Below are 17,279 nucleotides of genomic sequence, written 5' to 3' on the forward strand. Positions count from 1 at the left end.
TTTATTATTTTAACTGTCTACTATATAGGGAGCATATCAACTATCCATGGCTTTTTTATATAAAAAAATAATGCATATTAAAATATGCTAATTATGAAAGGAGACTATATTATGAAAGACAATGCAAACACATTTATGCTAAGTTCAAAAAGAGAGGAAAATATGATAAAAGGAGGGCTTCGACATGTCAAATTTCGAACAATACGACTTATATGCTGATACTAAATATAGAGAAGATAGACTAAATTCGGATTTTAAAATTTATTGTAAAAATGAGGGTATAGACCTTGAATATTTTAAATATCTTTTAACATTAGTAACAGGTAAATAATTAATAATATAAACAATATGCTTGTTCTAATTATATAGAACACATAAAAAGGACTATGAAACAATTTTTGAGAATTATTTCATAGTCCTTTTTTATATTTTATTCAATATGTAACCCCGCCTTTTATTAAAATTTTGCAATTACGTTTAACATTCTGTAATATAATATAATTCAATCTATACCATTATTACTTTATTTACGATTTATTACTAAACCTTATATAATGATATTTATTGTTAATTGACATAATATATTACCATTAGACTAAAAATATGTTAATATATTATTAATAGTCTATTTGCATATTATTTTTATAATAGTATATGCTATAAATAATAAAACTAATGTTACATAAATTCATGTAATTGATGAAAGGAACTAAAATAATGAAAAAATTTAAATTAACTAATATTAAGGATTCTGCTTTAAACATAGCCGTTAATAAAGCAGAGGCAACTGAGCAGCATGTAACTAACGGTATATATGAAGGCGAAGGCGTAAATGGTAAAAGAGATGGATTTGGAATATTTACCTTTACTAATGGTTCAAGATACGTTGGAAATTGGAAACAAAATAAATTCCATGGCGAAGGAACTTTAGAATGGTCAAATGGTGAAGTTTATCAAGGAACTTGGGTTAATGATGATATAACTGGATATGGGATATACACTTGGCCAGATGGTGAAAAGTATGTTGGTAACTGGTTAAAAGGTGCCAAAACTGGTAATGGTATCTATGTTTATGGAAATGGAGATATTTTCATAGGTTTATGGAATGATGATAACAGAATTGGTGATGGAATAATGACTTATCACGATGGTGAAAAAGTTGTTGGAGTCTGGAAAGATGACGAATTAGTTAAATAGCGCTAAAATGAGATGTCTTATAATGATTACAATCATTATAAGACATCCTTTTTATCTTTTAGATACTTATTATAATATATATTTTTACTTTTAGCTTAAATTATCCACTTCGCTATTTTATCCATTTCTTGGTTTCTAAATATATGTCTTTAGCACCTAAAATTGCAGATATAATTGCATAACCATCTATATTACATTCTTCAATTTTTTTTATATTTTCTAAAGTTAACCCTCCAATTGCAACTATCGGTAAATCTATATTTTCATTTATGTATTTTAAAGTATCTATACTAACAGCCTTTGCATCTAATTTAGTGTTTGTTTCAAACATCGCTCCTACACCTAAATAATCTGCTCCATTTTTCTTAGCTTCTATAGCTTCCTCTAATGTTCTTGCAGACACACCAACTATTTTATCTGAGCCTATTAGCCTTCTAACTTCTAATGGAGAAATATCACTTTGTCCTACATGTACTCCATCAGCCTCTACTAAAATCGCTATATCAACTCTATCATTTATTATAAACATAACATTATATTTTTTAGTTAATTCTCTTAATTTATAAGCTTTATCTAAAAATTCTTTTCCTGATGATTCTTTTTCTCTTAATTGTACTGTTGTCACTCCACCTCTTAAAGAATCTTCTATACACTTATAAAAATCTCTACCCTTTAATATTTTTGAGTCTGTAACTAAATATAATTTCAATTTTTCTTTCATAAAGCTTCTCTCCTCTAATAATACAGATCTTTTTTATTAACTACCCTATTTAGCCTATTTAGTGGTAATATACCTATTACAATTGTAACTACTAAACCTTCAACTCCTGCACTACTTACATTATATAATAATGAATATACTAACAGATTCATTCCTGGAGGGGCAAATTGCCCAAAGTAAACTACTCCAGAAAGTACACTTATAGAAACGGATACAACAATTGCTAATATGCATCCATATACTACTTTATACTTTTTATTATTTCCAAAAGTTCCTGTAAGGCCTAGTGCCATAGTTGCAAATATAAAATCTAATAAGAATTGAGCTGGATTTAATATCATTGCGCCATTTAATATCTTAAGTAATCCAAATATTAATCCACCTGTTAACCCGGCTTGTCTTCCACATAATATAGAAAGTATCATTACAGGCATCATCGAAAGCATCGTTATTCCTCCGCCTTGTGGATACTTTATTAGAGGTATCATATATAGAACATATGATATTGCACACGTCATTCCTACCAAAACCATTGTTTTTGTATTTATTTTATTATTTTTAATATCAATTAAGTAAAATACGAATAATACTATACTAACTAATATGATAACAGTATTAACCATAATATCATCTCCTTTTATTTAATATTTTCATAAGCCATATCCCAGAATTTCATTTCATGAATACTTGAATTTACAAATATGCCTACTAATTTTTTCTTTTCCTCTTCTCTTAAGTCCTTGCAAAGATTATTAATATAATCTATCCATTCATTAGTAAAATCAGTATATCCTTGTGATGCATATGATTCTATCCACGGTTTATAAAAATTATTTTCTAGGTTTTCTCCATATGTTTTAAATAAATATTTTCCTATATAGCTGTAGCTCCACGTACAAGGCATTATAGTGGCTGCTATTTCTTTTAATTCTCCTGTTAATGCTAATGCTTGCATATAGCTTGTATAACTTGAAGTAACTAACTTACATTCACAGTTTTCAACTTCTTCTTGTGATATACCAAATCCCTCTAAATATCTTATATGAACTGCGGTTCCATCATTCATGGCCCCTTTTATAGAATTATAGAAAAATCTCATATCTTTCATTGTTTTAGATTTAACTATCCCTATACAAAATACTTTTGAGTACTCCTTAAGATATAAATAATCTTGTATAAGGTAATTTTTGAATTTATCTTTATCTAAAGTACCTTCTCCCATTTCGATTACGAATGGATGAGTTAAATATTCATCCCATATTCCTTTTACTTCTTCAAATAAATAATCTGTAAATTTCATATTTATTCCACCTTTCCATACTTACGCAATTTTTCTTCACTCATATTAAATATATTATCCATTAAGTTAACTTTAAAGGTTCCAATTGACATATCCTCTTTATCTGCTAGTTCTCCACTTAACGACATTGTAAGTACTCCCATAGCGGCTGCATTAAGTTTATTTTCTGAGGCCCCTATATAACTACCTATTAAACTTGCAGTCATGCAGCCTGTTCCAGTAACGCTTTTAAGCTTAGTTGTTCCATTATTTATTTTTATTACTTTTTTTCCATCTGTTATGGTATCGATCTTACCTGTTGCAACTACTATACAATCTAGCTTTTTTGCTACTCTTTTTATTATTTCAGATATATCCTCTCCATCATCAAAAGAATCTACACCCTGCCCTCTAACATCGAAGCCTCCAATATATTTAATTTCTGCTACATTTCCTTTTATAACATCAAATCTAACTTTGTTTAATAGTTTATTTATAAAATCAGCTCTAGTTTTTGTTGCAAATACGCCTACGGGATCTAATATAACTGGTTTATTATATTTATTTGCAGCTTTTCCGGCTTCAATAAATAGATTCAATCTTGAAGAGTTCATTGTTCCTATATTTATAATTACTGAACTTGCAATACTGACTATTTCTTCTACCTCTTCATATGAATAGCTCATTAATGGACTTCCACCTAATGCTAAAGTTGCATTAGCACAATCATTAATAGTAACTTCATTTGTATAATGAAGTACCAAAGGATTTACTTCTTTTACTTTGTTTATTAATTTATACACAATTACACCTCCTAAAATTTATAAAAATGATGTACAGGCCCTATTCCCTTGCCTATATCAAAACTATTTCTTATTGCTTCTGTTATATATTCTTTACTTAATTTTACCGATTCATCAATACTCTTTCCTAGTGCCAAATATGAAGTTATTGCTGATGACAAGGTGCACCCTGTTCCATGAGTATTTTTTATATTTAATCTTTCTTCCCTGTACACTTCAAACTTATCCAGTCCTATAAGTACATCTATTGCATCACCATCTAAGTGCCCGCCTTTCATAAGTACATATTTAGGTCCAAGTTCTAATATTTTATATCCCGCTTTTTTCATATCATCTAAATTATTTATTTTTATTCCCGTTATTTCTTCTGCTTCTAATGTATTTGGAGTTATTACATATGCCATGGGAATTAAGTATTCTATTAAATTCTTCTTTGCCTCAGGCTTTAATAATGAATATCCACCTTTTGAAATCATAACTGGATCTACAACTAAATATTGTGGATTATACTTTTTTAATGTATCCACTATTATCTTAATTATTTCAGGGCTTGATACCATACCTATTTTTACTGCCTTAGGCTCAATATCATCAAAAACTACCTCTATTTGTCTCTTAATTATTTCCTCACTTAGCTCTTCAACTAAGAATACTCCTTGAGTGCTTTGTGCAGTCACTGCAGTAATAACGCTCATTCCATAAGTTCCTATTGCACTAAATGTTTTTAAATCTGCTTGTACACCTGCTCCCCCTGATGAATCTGATCCTGCTATTGTTAATGTGGGTATTTTATAATTTCTCAATTTTCATTCCTCCTCCTTTTATACAAACTATATTCAATTTAACATACAAAAAAGCTACATCCAAAATTTGGATGTAGCTTAAATAGTTAAATTTAATAAATATACTTTATTGATATATTTAAAAAGCTTTCCTACGCTGGCATTATCCAGATCAGGTACGAGGGTCGATACTAGTATCTCTCAGCATAAAATGCACCCCTAGCTATTAGTTATTCTATTAATTTAATTATATACTTATAGATGTTTTTGTCAATTTAACTTTTTTTATTAAAGTTTTCCTATATTATTAGCATGATCTCCGATTCTTTCTAAATTACTTATTATGTCTAAAAATATAATACCAGAATTAGGTGAACATACTTTATTATTTAATCTATCTATATTGTTTCCTCTTAATGATTTTTCTAATTTATCTATTTCTTCCTCATTTTTTTCAATGTTATTTTTATTTCCAATTTCTCTTTTTTCATACATAGTAATTGCATAATCTAAAGCCTCTAATGTTTTATTATACATTATAGTTAACTCATTAGTTGCTTCTACCCCTATATCAATTCTACCATTTATTTTCTCTACTGCTAAGTCTGCAATATTTTTAGCATGATCTCCAATTCTCTCAACATCATTAATTACATGATAAGTTGAAGCAAATGTCTTTATTTCAGCTTCTGGTAGTTCAAGCTGTGAAAGTTCTATTAAATAGTCTGTTATATCTTTTTCTAGCGCATTTATTATCTTTTCATTATGATAAACTTTTGTAATAGCTGCTTCATTATTTTCCATAAAAGCCTTCATAGCAAGCTTTAAGTTTTCTTTTGATTTATTTGCCATTCTTACAGTTTCTTTTGCAACTTGATCACAAGCTACTATTGGTATATTTAATGATTTTTTATCTAAATATATTGCGCCTTCTTTTTCTATTTCATCCTCACCTGGTAATATTTTGTTTGCTAATTTAACTAAATATCCTGCAAGTGGAAACATTATTACAGTTACTGTAATATTAAATATAGTATGTGCGTTTGCAACTTGTCTTGCAACATTAGAATCTGTACTTTCAACTAGTCTTATTAACGGATCCATAAATGGTAGGAAAATTAAAGTTCCTCCAATATTAAAGAATAAATGTATTAACGCTGCTTTTTTTGCTGTTTTATTTGTTCCTATTGACGCTAACAATGCGGTTGCGCAAGTTCCTATATTACAACCAAAAATAATTGGTAATGCAATATTCATATTAATTGCTCCTGTTGTTGCTAAAGCTACTAATATACCTGTTGTTGCAGAAGAACTTTGTACAACCGCAGTCATAGCAAGTCCTGCTAATACGCCTAAAAATCTATTTTCACCAACAACTAATACAAAGTCTTTAAACCATTGTGCGTCGGCAAGAGGCTTCATTGAACTTGACATTAGCCCCATTCCCATAAATAATATACCAAACCCTAAAGCTATATTTGCCATATCTCTTGTTTTTTTCTTTTTTGCAGTAACTACTACTACTGCAGCTACTCCAATTACTAATGGTGCTATTGCATCTAATTTAAATGATACCATCTGGGCTGTAATTGTTGTCCCAATATTAGCTCCCATAATAACGCCTGCTGCTTGCATTAATGACATTAACCCTGCATTAACGAAACTAACTACCATAACTGTAGTAGCAGATGAACTTTGTATTACGCAAGTAACTAACGCTCCAACAATAACTCCTATAAATCGATTACTTGTTAATTTTTCAAGTATTCCTTTAAGTTTATCTCCCGCTGCATTTTCTAATCCATCACCCATTAGTTTCATTCCGTATAGGAATAATCCAAGTCCCCCTATAAGCCCTATTATAGTTTCAAAATTAATCATTTTAAATCTCTCCTATCTTAAGTAATTTAAATATAAAATAATATCATTTATTATTTTATCATTTTTCTACAACTAAATAGGTTAATTCTATGTTAAATTTATTATTTAATAGTATAAAAATATAACATATTACAATACTTATGCACTTTTTAAAAAATAACAGAGTAATTTGCTGGTCTATCATTTTTTTTAGTGCTTTACTTATTTAAAATATTATTTCTTCTACTTTTTCCATATCAATATTCTCTTCTAGTAATGCTGCTAACTTATCGTATTGTTCTAATTTATATTTTTCATAATCTAGATTTTCTTCATTGTATAATTTTATACCATTATATTCTTTTATATTATTAATTAATTCTTTAGCAAAGTTACCCTCATCAAATATCCCATGAAGATAAGTTCCAAGTATCTTTCCATCTGTGCTACATACTCCTACTACTTCACCATTTATATCATTTATAAAAACTTTAGAATCTTTACTTTTAATTGTTTTTCCATTATGTATTTCATAACCACTAACAGTTATGCCATTACAGCTTTTAATAATATTACTATTTACTGTAACTACCCCTTTAATCTGTCTTGTTAATTTTTCCTTATTAAATATAGTTTTTATATCTAGTAGTCCAAACCCTTCTTCACTAGTTTTTTCACCCTCTACACCATCTAAATCTTCAATAAGTTTTCCAAGCATTTGATATCCACCACATATTCCAAATATAAATACCCCTTCTTTTTTAAGACTATTTATCTTTTCAAATATTCCATTTAATTTAATTGCTTTTAGATCTTCTATTGTGTTTTTAGTTCCAGGAATTATTATAACATGAGGCTTTTTAATTTCATTTACCTCTTTAACATATCTAACTTGAACTCCTTCTAATCTTTCTAATGAATTAAAATCTGTAAAATTAGACATATGAGGAAGCTTAATTACTACTATATCTAATCCTTTTGCTTCTTTATTTTTTATTCTGTCTGTAACACTATCCTCATCTTCTATATCAAATTCTGCATAGGGCAGTGCTCCTAATACTGGAATCTTAATTATTTCTTCTAATTGTTTCATTGCAGGTTTAAAGTACTCCATGTTCCCTCTAAACTTATTAATAATAACACCTTTAACTCTATTTTTTTCTTCTTCATCTAAAAGCATTATTGTCCCTACAACAGAAGCAAATACGCCTCCTCTATCTATATCTGCTACTAAAATTACTGGTGAATCTGAAATCTTAGCCATAGACATATTTGCTATATCACTTTCTTTCAAGTTTATTTCAGCGCAGCTACCAGAGCCTTCTAAAACCATCAGTTCATAATCTTTTTCTAAATTATAAAAAGTATTTTTTGCAACTATTCTTAATTCTTTATTTAACTCTTTATACTTATATGCATCCATAGTACAATGAACTTTTCCATTAAGTATAACCTGTGTTTTTAAGTTTCCACTAGGTTTTAAAAGTATTGGGTTCATAAATGCGGTTGGAACTATTTCACAAGCTTCTGCTTGAACCACCTGTGCTCTCCCCATTTCTAAACCATCTATTGTAACAAATGAGTTTAAAGAAATATTAAGAGCTTTAAATGGGGCAACCTTTAACCCTTTATTTTTAAAATATCTACAAAAAGCTGTAGCTACTGTACTTTTACCAACTGAAGATGCTGTTCCAAGCAGCATTATTTTATTTGCCATTGTCTTCATCAACTATATCTAAGAAACCATGGGTTCCATTAGTTATATTTCCTTGTGTTTTAAATTTTATAGGAAACTTAAATAGTGGTCCATCATATACAAATGTATGATATTCACCGTTTTCTCCGCAAGGATCTGCCCCAGTTGCTTTTATATCACTAACTACTTCCTTAGTTAGTATTTTTCCTAAAAATTCTTCTTTAAGAAATTCTAATTTTACATTTTTAAGTACAGTTTTAAATCCTCTATCTATAAATTCATGAGTTAACCCTTCGCGATCTTCATTCCAAAGTGGGAATATAGCTTCAATTTCAACTTCATTACATCTATCTGTGCACCAAGTTCTATGAGCTTCTAAATCAATATCCCCAAATACGCAAGCCTCAACTCCAAGTTCATTTTTCGCTAGTAATAAAGTATTCTTAAATGCATCTGCATATTCAGCACCTTCACATTTCACTAATAAAAGTGGAATATTTAATGATTCGGATACATTATGCAATAAATTTTCTGGTACTCCATGAAACCATGATCTACATAAATTTTTATCTACCGTTATTAATAACGCTACTGGTGTATGTCCATTTTCTATCATTCTATTCAATGCAAGTGTGCTATCTTTACCACAACTATATGACATTATAAATTTTTTACTCATTTTCTATCTCCTCCGTAATTTCAATATACTATATTCATATTTTTATGAATATTAAATTAATTAGAATTTTTTATTGTTGCCATTTTCTTAAAACATTTAACATAAATGTTTTAATATTAATACCATAGACCTTTTTTAATTTTTCTTCTTCCAAAACATGTTTAGGTATTCCTTTTGCAACTACTTCACCATTGTTTAACATTAATACTGATTCTCCAAAACTTTGAACTAGATTTAAATCATGTAATACTGCTACTACAATCCTATTATTTTCTTTTGCCCATTTATTTAAATACTCTAAAATATCTATTTGACATCTTAAATCTAAATGATTTGTTGGTTCATCTAGTAAAATAACCTCTGGGTCTTGAGCAAAAGCTCTTGCTAAAAATACTCTCTGAAGCTGTCCTCCAGATAATTCATTTATTAATTTGTTTTTTAAATCTAATAAACCAACATTTTCTATACACTTAACTATAATATTATTATCATTTTCTGAAAGAGTTGCAAACACTCCCTTTAAATGAGCATATCTTCCAAGAGCTACTGTTTCATAAACTGTATATGGAAAATGAATATGACTTGATTGTGTCATAAGTGCTATTTTAGTAGCTAACTCTTTTCTATTTAACCCACCTATTTCTTTTGAATCTAACAATATATTTCCTTTATAGTTAATTAAATTTGCTATTGACTTTAAAAGAGTACTTTTACCGCATCCATTAGGACCGACTATACAAATATTTTCCCCTCTATTTACTTTAAAGCTTACATTTTTAACTACATTTAATCCATCATATCCACAACTTACATTATTTACTTCCAACAATTTAAAATCACCTACTTTGACTTTTTAAAATAAAGATATGCAAAGAATGGAGCACCTATTAATGCTGTTACTGCGCCTACGGGCAGTTCAGAGGGAATAATAATAGTTCTTGCTACCAAATCTGTAATAACCATTAGTGATCCACCTAAAACAATAGACATTGGAACTACATATGAGTGTTTTGATCCAAATATTTTTCTTACCATATGAGGTGCAATTAAATCTATGAATCCAATTGTACCACTTATCGCTACAGCACTTCCTGTTAAAATGGCTGTAAATAAAAAAAGTCGTTTTTTTACTTTTTTTGTATCCACTCCTATTGATTTTGCTGCTTCTTCTCCAAATGTTAATACATCCATTTCTTTAGAATATATCATAACCCCAACTACTCCTACAATAAAAAATGGAAGTCCTGCTTTTAAATATGACCATCCTCTCATTGAAAATGAACCCATTTGCCACATAGTAATACTTTCAATTTTATCTGTAAATAATGCTGTAATAGTTGTAAGTATTGCATTAAAGAACAATGAAAATACAAGACCTGCTAATATTATTGTATTGTTAGAAAGACTTTTATCTACCTTTGAAGCAAATTTTAATATTAATATAACTGTTAATAAACTACATATAAATCCTATAAGTGGCAACGTTAAATTTCCAAGCAATGGAATTGAAATTCCTGTGACTATTACAATACCAACACCAAGTGAAGCACCAGATGATATACCTAATGTATATGGTGATGCTAATGGATTTTTTAATACCGATTGAACAACCGCTCCACTAGCGGATAAGGCTCCACCTACTATAAACGCTAAAAGAACCCTTGGAAGTCGTAAGTTCCATATAATAGCTACATCTTTACTATCTATTTCAGATCTTAATGTAATTCCCAGTATTTTATGTCCTATTACTGAAATACTATCCAATATGCTAATATCGGAACTCCCAAATGAAGTTCCAATACATATTATTAAAAATACTAAAGGAATGGATAATATCATTAACCTTTTATTTTTATTTGTTTCCATATACTTCTGGATAAACATATCTAGCCATTTCCTTTAATGCTTTAATTATATTTTGTGATGATCTTGATGAAGAATTTTTATCAAGAGTAAATATTTTATCTTCTTTTATTGCATTTATACTATTCCATCCATCACGGCTACTCACATCTTCAACAGCTGTTTTTCCTGCTGTATTTTTTCCAGGTGTATTTACTAATATAACATCCGGATTTGCATCTATTATTGATTCAGCGCTTGGAGAAATCCAAGATTTTTCATTTTTAAATATATTTTCCGCTCCAATTATTTCTATCATTTCATTTAAGAAAGTTTCGCTACCAAAACTACTTAATTTTGAACCAGCTCCTATTTCAAAATAAACCTTTTTCTTATCTGTAATTTTATCTCCAATTGCCTTTATTTCAGCGACTTCTTTTTTCATGTCTTCAATTATTTCTTTTCCTTTTTTTTCTGTTCCAGTAATACTTGCCATAAATTCTATATCTTCATATATTCCATCTATGCTGTAGCTACTTGGAATGTATGCTACTGGAATCCCAGCTTCTTTTATTAATTTAAATGGATCATTATCTCCAACTTTGTTGTGTCCTGAAGCTATTATAATATTAGGATCTAAAGATATTAATGTTTCTGCATCTGGATTTCTAAACTCAATTTGAGGTAAATCTGTATTAACACCTTCAACATCTGCTGAATATTTATCAATTGCAACTAACTTATCTGCTAGTCCAAGTGCTACTAACACCTCGGTATTTGATGGTGCTGTTGATATTATAGTTTTAACCTCTTTAGGTGCAGTAAACTCTGTTCCCTCTCTATCTGTCCTTGTTATTATCTTCTCTGTGCAACCTGCAAATAACATTGTTGTAAAAGTCATTGCAAATACTAGTGATAAAATTTTACCTTTCTTTTTCATTAATTATTCCTCCTTAATCTATATATCTAGGGCTCTCTTAACTTTATTATATTAAGTTATGTTATTTATTTTTAATAACCTTTACATATAAAATATTAAAAGAAAGGCATACCCCTTTAAGGGGTATGCCTAAAATACATAATTGCTTAATTTCATAAAATTATTATTAAATAATAATTAAGAATAAAAATTACAACTTATATCCTATCATTTCACCCACAGAAAATGATATTGTCGCACAAAAGGTAGGTATCCCGGCTCTACTTCATCCTACTCTCTTACCTTCCCGCATTTTGCAGTGGCTTTTAAGATTTCGTCCATAATACGGTTACTGGGGTAGCTCAGGATTTAGACCTGATTCCCTATTAAGTCAGCTAACGCCTTTTTGTGATTTATTTTTCTTATTGATTATATTACTAAAGTTTATTATATGTCAATTAAACTTTAGTATCATAACTAGTTTTTAGAATTCTAAATTTATATTACTAAACTATAATTTAATGCAGTAATAATTTTTTCGTTTTCCTCTCTAGTTCTTACTGCTATTCTATAAAAACTACTATTCAAACCTTCATAATTACTACAACTTCTAATTAGTATACTGTGTTTTATCATCTCTTCCTTTAAATCTAAGTTATTTAAAATTTTAAACATAATAAAATTAACTGATGGTTTAAACACTTTAATGTTTTTTATTTGTTTTAAATTATTATATAAATAGTTTTTTTCCTTTTCTACGTACTCAATACTGTGTCTTATATAATCTTCTTCTTTAAGAGCTTGTATAGTACCTTCGGATGCAACTACATTTACAGTCCAAGGAACTGTAACTTTCTTTATTAGAGTAATAAACTCTTCATTTTTAGAAATTCCATAACCAATTCTTATTCCTGGCATTGCAAAAAATTTAGTTAATGATTTTATAATTATAATATTTCCATATTTTTGCAATAAATCTTTAGATGTATACTCTTCTTCTGAGTTTAAAAAATCTAAAAAAGATTCATCTATAACTATAGTTGTTTTTGTTTCTAGTCCCTTCTTTGCTAATTTCTCAATAAAAGTATTTTTAGTTAAAACCCCTGTTGGATTATTTGGATTACATATAAATATCATATCTATGCTTTCATTTAAAGAGTTTATTAATTCATTATTTAATTTAAAATTATCTTCTTCCTTCAAATGATAATACTCTATACTTCCGTCTATACTTAACACAGCTTCTTCATATTCTGAAAAGGTTGGTGCTGGAAGCAATACTTTTTTAGGTTTTAACCCCCTAATTATATTGAAAATCACCTCTGCTGCTCCATTTCCAAGTACTAAGTTCTTTATATCTATATTTTCATAGTCGCTTATAGATTTTTTCAAATTAAAATAAGATATGTCTGGATATTTTTCGATTTTATCTAAAGCATTAATCATGGCATTTTTAACATTTTTATTTAATCCACTGGGATTAATATTAGCAGAAAAATCAACTATTTCTTCAGAATTTATTTTGTATTTTCTTGATATTTCTTCTACATTCCCACCATGAACTATTTTACTCATATAATCTCACCTCAAAACCTTTGCAAACTTTTTTATATAATTAAATTTAAACCTATTGCTAATATGTATCCAAAAATAGCAACTCCATAAAGTATTTTATTAGTCTTATATAAATGATCTATTTTTATTTCGTCTAAATCATCACCTATAGTTGGCTTTTCAACTATTTTACCGAAATAATAATTTGATCCGCCTAGCTTAATTCCTAAAGCTCCAGCTACTGCGGCCTCTGGATGAGCGCTATTTGGACTGCTATGATTGTTTTTATCTCTATTGTAAATTTTATAACTATTTCTCCAATTCATTTTTAATATAAATGCTACTATTATTGTAAAAATTCCTGTTAATCTAGCTGGGATATAATTAAATAAGTCATCTAATTTTGCCGGAAAGTATCCAAAATCTTTATACTTTTCATTTTTATATCCAAACATTGAATCCATTGTATTTACTGCTTTATATGCCATGGCAAGTGGAGCACCACCAATCCCTAGATAAAATAATGGTGCAATTATACCATCAGACATATTCTCGGCTACTGTTTCTATAACTGCTCTTATTATTGATTTTTTATCTAATGATTTTGTATCTCTCCCTACTATATAAGATAATTGAGTTCTTGCAGATCCTATATCATCTTTAACTATATAGCTAACAACCTTTAATCCTTCTATTTTTAATGCTTTTGTTGAAATACAAAAATATATTATAATTCCACTTAGCGCTATTCCAATTATATTATTAAATGAAAAGGCTAGTTTTATAACTAATAAATTTACGGCATAAACTACTATTACTGCAATTATCCAAGTAAATCCCCCTGCTAGTTTAAGTGAGTTTTTAAATACTGCTCTAAATATCTTTTCTAACCACTTGCACAATGTTCCTATGATCCTTACTGGATGATAAGGATTTTGTGGATCTCCAATTATAAAATCTAATATAAAACCTATTGTTATTTCTATCATTATTCCACCCTATATTTCTTTTTTATTATTTTAACTGGATATTACTTTCTATTTTAACGGTATCAACTTTCTTATCCCATAAAACCGTTAGCTTATATCCTAAGCCACATTCTGGCTGCCACTCATAGAAACTTTTCTCATTACTATAAAATAGTTCTAATATAGTGCCTATTGTTCCACCATGAGAAACTAGTAATACTGATTTATAATTTTCTAGACTACATTGATTTAGAAAGTTCTTAAAGGCTTTACTAATTCGTTCTCTATATTCGAATTTACTTTCACCATTAAATCCGGTGACTTTTCCTTCCTTATCCATAATCCAATTTATATATGTTTGATTTTCCTTTAACATATCATAGGATTTCATTTCAAAATCACCAAAGTTATATTCAAAGAACTCCTTTATAACTTCATACTCTATTTTGGGATATAATATTTCAAATGTTTCATTTGCTCTTTTCGCTCCGCTTGTATAATATTTTTCACATTTTGGATATTTAAATTTACTTGTAGATATATCTAATTTCCCTGATTTATTTGAATCACTCAAAGCTTTAAATTCTAATAATTCTCTTTTCCCTTCTATACTTAGATGTATATCAGATACCCCGCAATAAAGTCTTTTTTCATTGCAAGTTGTTTTTCCATGTCTTATTAAATAGACTTCTAACTTATACATCTTTTAAAACCATTTCAAGTCCACAAAATATTCTAACTACCATGCATGAATTTTTAGTTAAGTACTGTAAACATCTACCTGTATCTTCTCTCCATATTCTATTACTTTTTTCTAAAGGTACTATCCCGCTAGATATTTCATCACAAATAATTATTTTATCTTCAAGTTCTTTAATATTTCCTTTTAAAATATCTAAAGGATTTTCACCATATTTGCCTAGTTCATAAATGAATTTGTGCAATCCACAAATAACTTTTTTAGAGTAATTTAATTCTTTTTCACTGCAAAAAAATATTTCTTCATCTTTTATATTATATTTTGCCTTAGCATACTCGAGCTTACCATTATAAGCTCCACCAAAAACTAAAATCACTATAATCTTCCCCCTACATTAGTGCTACTATTAAAAGACCAATCGATTCTGCTATAACAAGTCCAAACCCAGCAATATCCCCAGACATTCCTCCAAGTTCCATACAACTATTATTAACAAATATAATTGTAATACCAATCATTGCTAGAGGCACTCCTAGGGCTTCAATACCTAATATAAGTATTAATACTATTGATGGTATTAATATAAATATAAGTAATAATATTTTATCTATTATCCCTGTGCCCTTTTTAAAATATGAACCAAGAGAGCTTTCTGGCATTGATTCCTTTGTTAATAGCAAAAAACCCATAAAGCTTCTTGAAATAACGGGTATTAAAACTAATGCTATAAGGTTCCATCCATTATCTATAACTGTATATGTAGATGCAAAGTTAACTATAAATAACATTGCTAAAGCTATTACTGAAAAAGCTCCTGTATTTGGGTCTTTTAATATTCTTATTTTTTCTTTTTTATCACGCCTTGATAGCATTGCATCACAAACATCCATATACCCATCTAAATGTAACATTCCAGTGATTATAAATGGTGTTACCATTGTTAGAGCTGAAATAAGTATTATTGATGCATCTATACCTACTAGTAACTTGCAGACACCATACCAAAATCCGCCTACTATCAATCCTATTAGCGGATAAAATTTTAATATATGTTTAGCTCCGGCATCATTCCATTCATGCTTTGGTAATGGAATGATTGTAAACATACTTATGGCCATTAATAATCCGTTTACTATTTTACTCACCTCAAACTTTCAATTTGCATTAGATATTCTGTAACTCTCTAATATATCTTTTCCTTTATGTATAATTATATTATTAAATACACATTCAATAACTACATCACAAAAGATTGCTACGTTTCTATTAACTAGTCCTATCTCTTTTCTAAAATTTTCAGTATAACTATCATATGTAATACTGTCACTTGAAATATAATCTGACACCATAACTAGATTTAAAGCATTTTTACTAATATTTTTTAAACCCATTATTATATTATTTTGTATATTTTCATTAAACTCATTTAAAACAAACATTTCATTTGTAACTAGTGAAGTTAAGCTATCAATTAATAATGTATCATTTTTTTCTATTTTATTAATTATATTATCTATATTTCTTTGTACTTCAATAGTTTGAAATCCATATCCTTCTCTTTCTCTTAAATGATTTTCTATTCTTTTTAGATCATCTTCATCATAAGGACTCATAGTTGCCACATAATACAAATTGCTGCCTTTATTTTCTAATTCTTTTGAAAGATTCTGAGCATACATAGATTTACCGCTTTTAGCTCCACCAATTACTAAACAAATCACATTTCTATACCAATTCTTGAAGGAATTCCTTCTTCAAAAGGATGTTTGATTGAATTTATTTCTGATACATAGTTAGCTATATCTATTAGCTTTTGATTTGGATTTCTCCCAGTTAAAACAACTTCTAAATTCTTTGGCTTATTTTTCAAAAATTCTAGTACTGTATCTAATTCTAATACTCCATAGTTTAAAGCAGCCATTGTTTCATCTAATATAAGTAAATCATAATTTTCATCTATAGCTTTCTTAGTTATTGATGAAAATCTATCTCTATGTTCCTTAATCACTTCTTCTTGCCCTTCTTTGTCTAAACAATTAAACCAATCCTTCATTGGAGCACCTTTTACTACATGAAAATATTCATTTAATTTTTCTATTGAAACAAGCTCTCCAGTATTATTATCCTTTAAAAACTGAGTTAACAGAACCTTATTTTTTCTTCCTGCACATCTCATACCAAGTCCCATAGCTGCTGTTGTTTTTCCTTTTCCATTTCCACAATATATATGAATTAATCCTATTTCCATAATTTTTGCCTCCTCTTGTTTTATTATTTTT

At 28.5% G+C, this 17,279-nt stretch carries 20 protein-coding genes and 2 riboswitches; of the genes, 2 read left to right on the top strand and 18 right to left on the bottom strand.

Annotated features, from left to right (window positions below):
* Window positions 1-184: 184 nt before the first annotated feature.
* Both J1C67_RS15525 and J1C67_RS15530 read left to right on the top strand, forming a co-directional pair.
* Window positions 185-331 carry a hypothetical protein gene (locus J1C67_RS15525; RefSeq protein WP_167865119.1) on the top strand — a complete coding sequence of 49 codons (147 nt, stop codon included), beginning with the start codon at window positions 185-187 and terminating at the stop codon, window positions 329-331.
* Between the two features lie 386 nt (window positions 332-717).
* Window positions 718-1,197, top strand: a complete 480-nt coding sequence (locus tag J1C67_RS15530) for an MORN repeat-containing protein (protein WP_167865120.1) — start codon at window positions 718-720, stop codon at window positions 1,195-1,197.
* Window positions 1,198-1,309: 112 nt separating this feature from the next.
* On the opposite strand, the gene thiE is transcribed toward J1C67_RS15530, so the two are convergent.
* From thiE to J1C67_RS15620, 18 genes are all read right to left on the bottom strand, one after another.
* Window positions 1,310-1,918, bottom strand: coding sequence for a thiamine phosphate synthase (gene thiE / locus J1C67_RS15535; protein ID WP_089966137.1), 609 nt, complete (start codon window positions 1,916-1,918; stop codon window positions 1,310-1,312).
* Window positions 1,919-1,932: 14 nt separating this feature from the next.
* Window positions 1,933-2,541: an energy-coupled thiamine transporter ThiT gene (gene thiT / locus J1C67_RS15540; RefSeq protein WP_167865121.1), complete on the bottom strand. Its 609-nt coding sequence runs from the start codon at window positions 2,539-2,541 to the stop codon at window positions 1,933-1,935.
* Between the two features lie 14 nt (window positions 2,542-2,555).
* Window positions 2,556-3,218, bottom strand: a complete 663-nt coding sequence (gene tenA, locus J1C67_RS15545; protein WP_167865122.1) for a thiaminase II — start codon at window positions 3,216-3,218, stop codon at window positions 2,556-2,558.
* Between the two features lie 2 nt (window positions 3,219-3,220).
* The gene (gene thiM / locus J1C67_RS15550) at window positions 3,221-4,000 is read right to left on the bottom strand and encodes a hydroxyethylthiazole kinase (RefSeq protein WP_167865123.1); all 780 of its coding nucleotides are present in this window, start codon (window positions 3,998-4,000) and stop codon (window positions 3,221-3,223) included.
* Window positions 4,001-4,011: 11 nt separating this feature from the next.
* The gene (thiD, locus tag J1C67_RS15555) at window positions 4,012-4,803 is read right to left on the bottom strand and encodes a bifunctional hydroxymethylpyrimidine kinase/phosphomethylpyrimidine kinase (RefSeq protein WP_167865124.1); all 792 of its coding nucleotides are present in this window, start codon (window positions 4,801-4,803) and stop codon (window positions 4,012-4,014) included.
* A 111-nt stretch (window positions 4,804-4,914) separates the two neighbouring features.
* Window positions 4,915-5,013: riboswitch (TPP riboswitch) on the bottom strand.
* A 57-nt stretch (window positions 5,014-5,070) separates the two neighbouring features.
* Window positions 5,071-6,663 carry a Na/Pi cotransporter family protein gene (locus J1C67_RS15560; protein ID WP_167865125.1) on the bottom strand — a complete coding sequence of 531 codons (1,593 nt, stop codon included), beginning with the start codon at window positions 6,661-6,663 and terminating at the stop codon, window positions 5,071-5,073.
* 205 nt (window positions 6,664-6,868) lie between these two features.
* Entirely contained in the window at window positions 6,869-8,359 is a 1,491-nt protein-coding gene (locus J1C67_RS15565; protein WP_167865126.1) for a cobyric acid synthase, read from the bottom strand.
* A complete protein-coding gene (locus J1C67_RS15570; RefSeq protein ID WP_089966151.1) occupies window positions 8,349-9,017 on the bottom strand; it encodes a Dph6-related ATP pyrophosphatase in 669 nt (222 codons plus the stop codon). Before J1C67_RS15570 ends, J1C67_RS15565 begins: the two co-directional genes overlap by 11 nt.
* Window positions 9,018-9,087: 70 nt before the next feature.
* On the bottom strand, window positions 9,088-9,846 hold the full coding sequence (locus J1C67_RS15575) for an ABC transporter ATP-binding protein (RefSeq protein WP_167865127.1): 759 nt from the start codon (window positions 9,844-9,846) through the stop codon (window positions 9,088-9,090).
* An 11-nt stretch (window positions 9,847-9,857) separates the two neighbouring features.
* Complete coding sequence (locus tag J1C67_RS15580) at window positions 9,858-10,901, bottom strand: FecCD family ABC transporter permease (protein ID WP_167865128.1); 1,044 nt, start codon at window positions 10,899-10,901, stop codon at window positions 9,858-9,860.
* Window positions 10,870-11,799 (bottom strand): ABC transporter substrate-binding protein, encoded by a 930-nt coding sequence (locus tag J1C67_RS15585; protein ID WP_167865129.1) that lies wholly within the window; start codon window positions 11,797-11,799, stop codon window positions 10,870-10,872. The genes J1C67_RS15580 and J1C67_RS15585 overlap by 32 nt, the downstream gene beginning before the upstream one ends.
* 227 nt (window positions 11,800-12,026) lie before the next feature.
* Window positions 12,027-12,198, bottom strand: a riboswitch (cobalamin riboswitch).
* A gap of 78 nt (window positions 12,199-12,276) precedes the next feature.
* Complete coding sequence (gene cobD, locus J1C67_RS15590) at window positions 12,277-13,353, bottom strand: threonine-phosphate decarboxylase CobD (RefSeq protein ID WP_167865130.1); 1,077 nt, start codon at window positions 13,351-13,353, stop codon at window positions 12,277-12,279.
* 32 nt (window positions 13,354-13,385) lie between these two features.
* Complete coding sequence (gene cbiB, locus J1C67_RS15595; RefSeq protein WP_167865131.1) at window positions 13,386-14,321, bottom strand: adenosylcobinamide-phosphate synthase CbiB; 936 nt, start codon at window positions 14,319-14,321, stop codon at window positions 13,386-13,388.
* Between the two features lie 25 nt (window positions 14,322-14,346).
* Window positions 14,347-15,003 (bottom strand): histidine phosphatase family protein, encoded by a 657-nt coding sequence (locus tag J1C67_RS15600; RefSeq protein ID WP_167865132.1) that lies wholly within the window; start codon window positions 15,001-15,003, stop codon window positions 14,347-14,349.
* A complete protein-coding gene (locus J1C67_RS15605) occupies window positions 14,996-15,376 on the bottom strand; it encodes a bifunctional adenosylcobinamide kinase/adenosylcobinamide-phosphate guanylyltransferase (protein WP_167865133.1) in 381 nt (126 codons plus the stop codon). The genes J1C67_RS15600 and J1C67_RS15605 overlap by 8 nt, the downstream gene beginning before the upstream one ends.
* A gap of 13 nt (window positions 15,377-15,389) precedes the next feature.
* Window positions 15,390-16,145 carry an adenosylcobinamide-GDP ribazoletransferase gene (locus J1C67_RS15610; RefSeq protein WP_089966167.1) on the bottom strand — a complete coding sequence of 252 codons (756 nt, stop codon included), beginning with the start codon at window positions 16,143-16,145 and terminating at the stop codon, window positions 15,390-15,392.
* Between the two features lie 9 nt (window positions 16,146-16,154).
* Window positions 16,155-16,721: a bifunctional adenosylcobinamide kinase/adenosylcobinamide-phosphate guanylyltransferase gene (locus J1C67_RS15615; protein WP_167865134.1), complete on the bottom strand. Its 567-nt coding sequence runs from the start codon at window positions 16,719-16,721 to the stop codon at window positions 16,155-16,157.
* Window positions 16,718-17,248: a cob(I)yrinic acid a,c-diamide adenosyltransferase gene (locus tag J1C67_RS15620; protein ID WP_167865135.1), complete on the bottom strand. Its 531-nt coding sequence runs from the start codon at window positions 17,246-17,248 to the stop codon at window positions 16,718-16,720. The genes J1C67_RS15615 and J1C67_RS15620 overlap by 4 nt, the downstream gene beginning before the upstream one ends.
* Window positions 17,249-17,279 lie beyond the last annotated feature (31 nt).

It is taken from the genome of Clostridium gasigenes (genome assembly GCF_017348895.1).
Taxonomy (GTDB): Bacteria; Bacillota; Clostridia; order Clostridiales; family Clostridiaceae; genus Clostridium; species Clostridium gasigenes.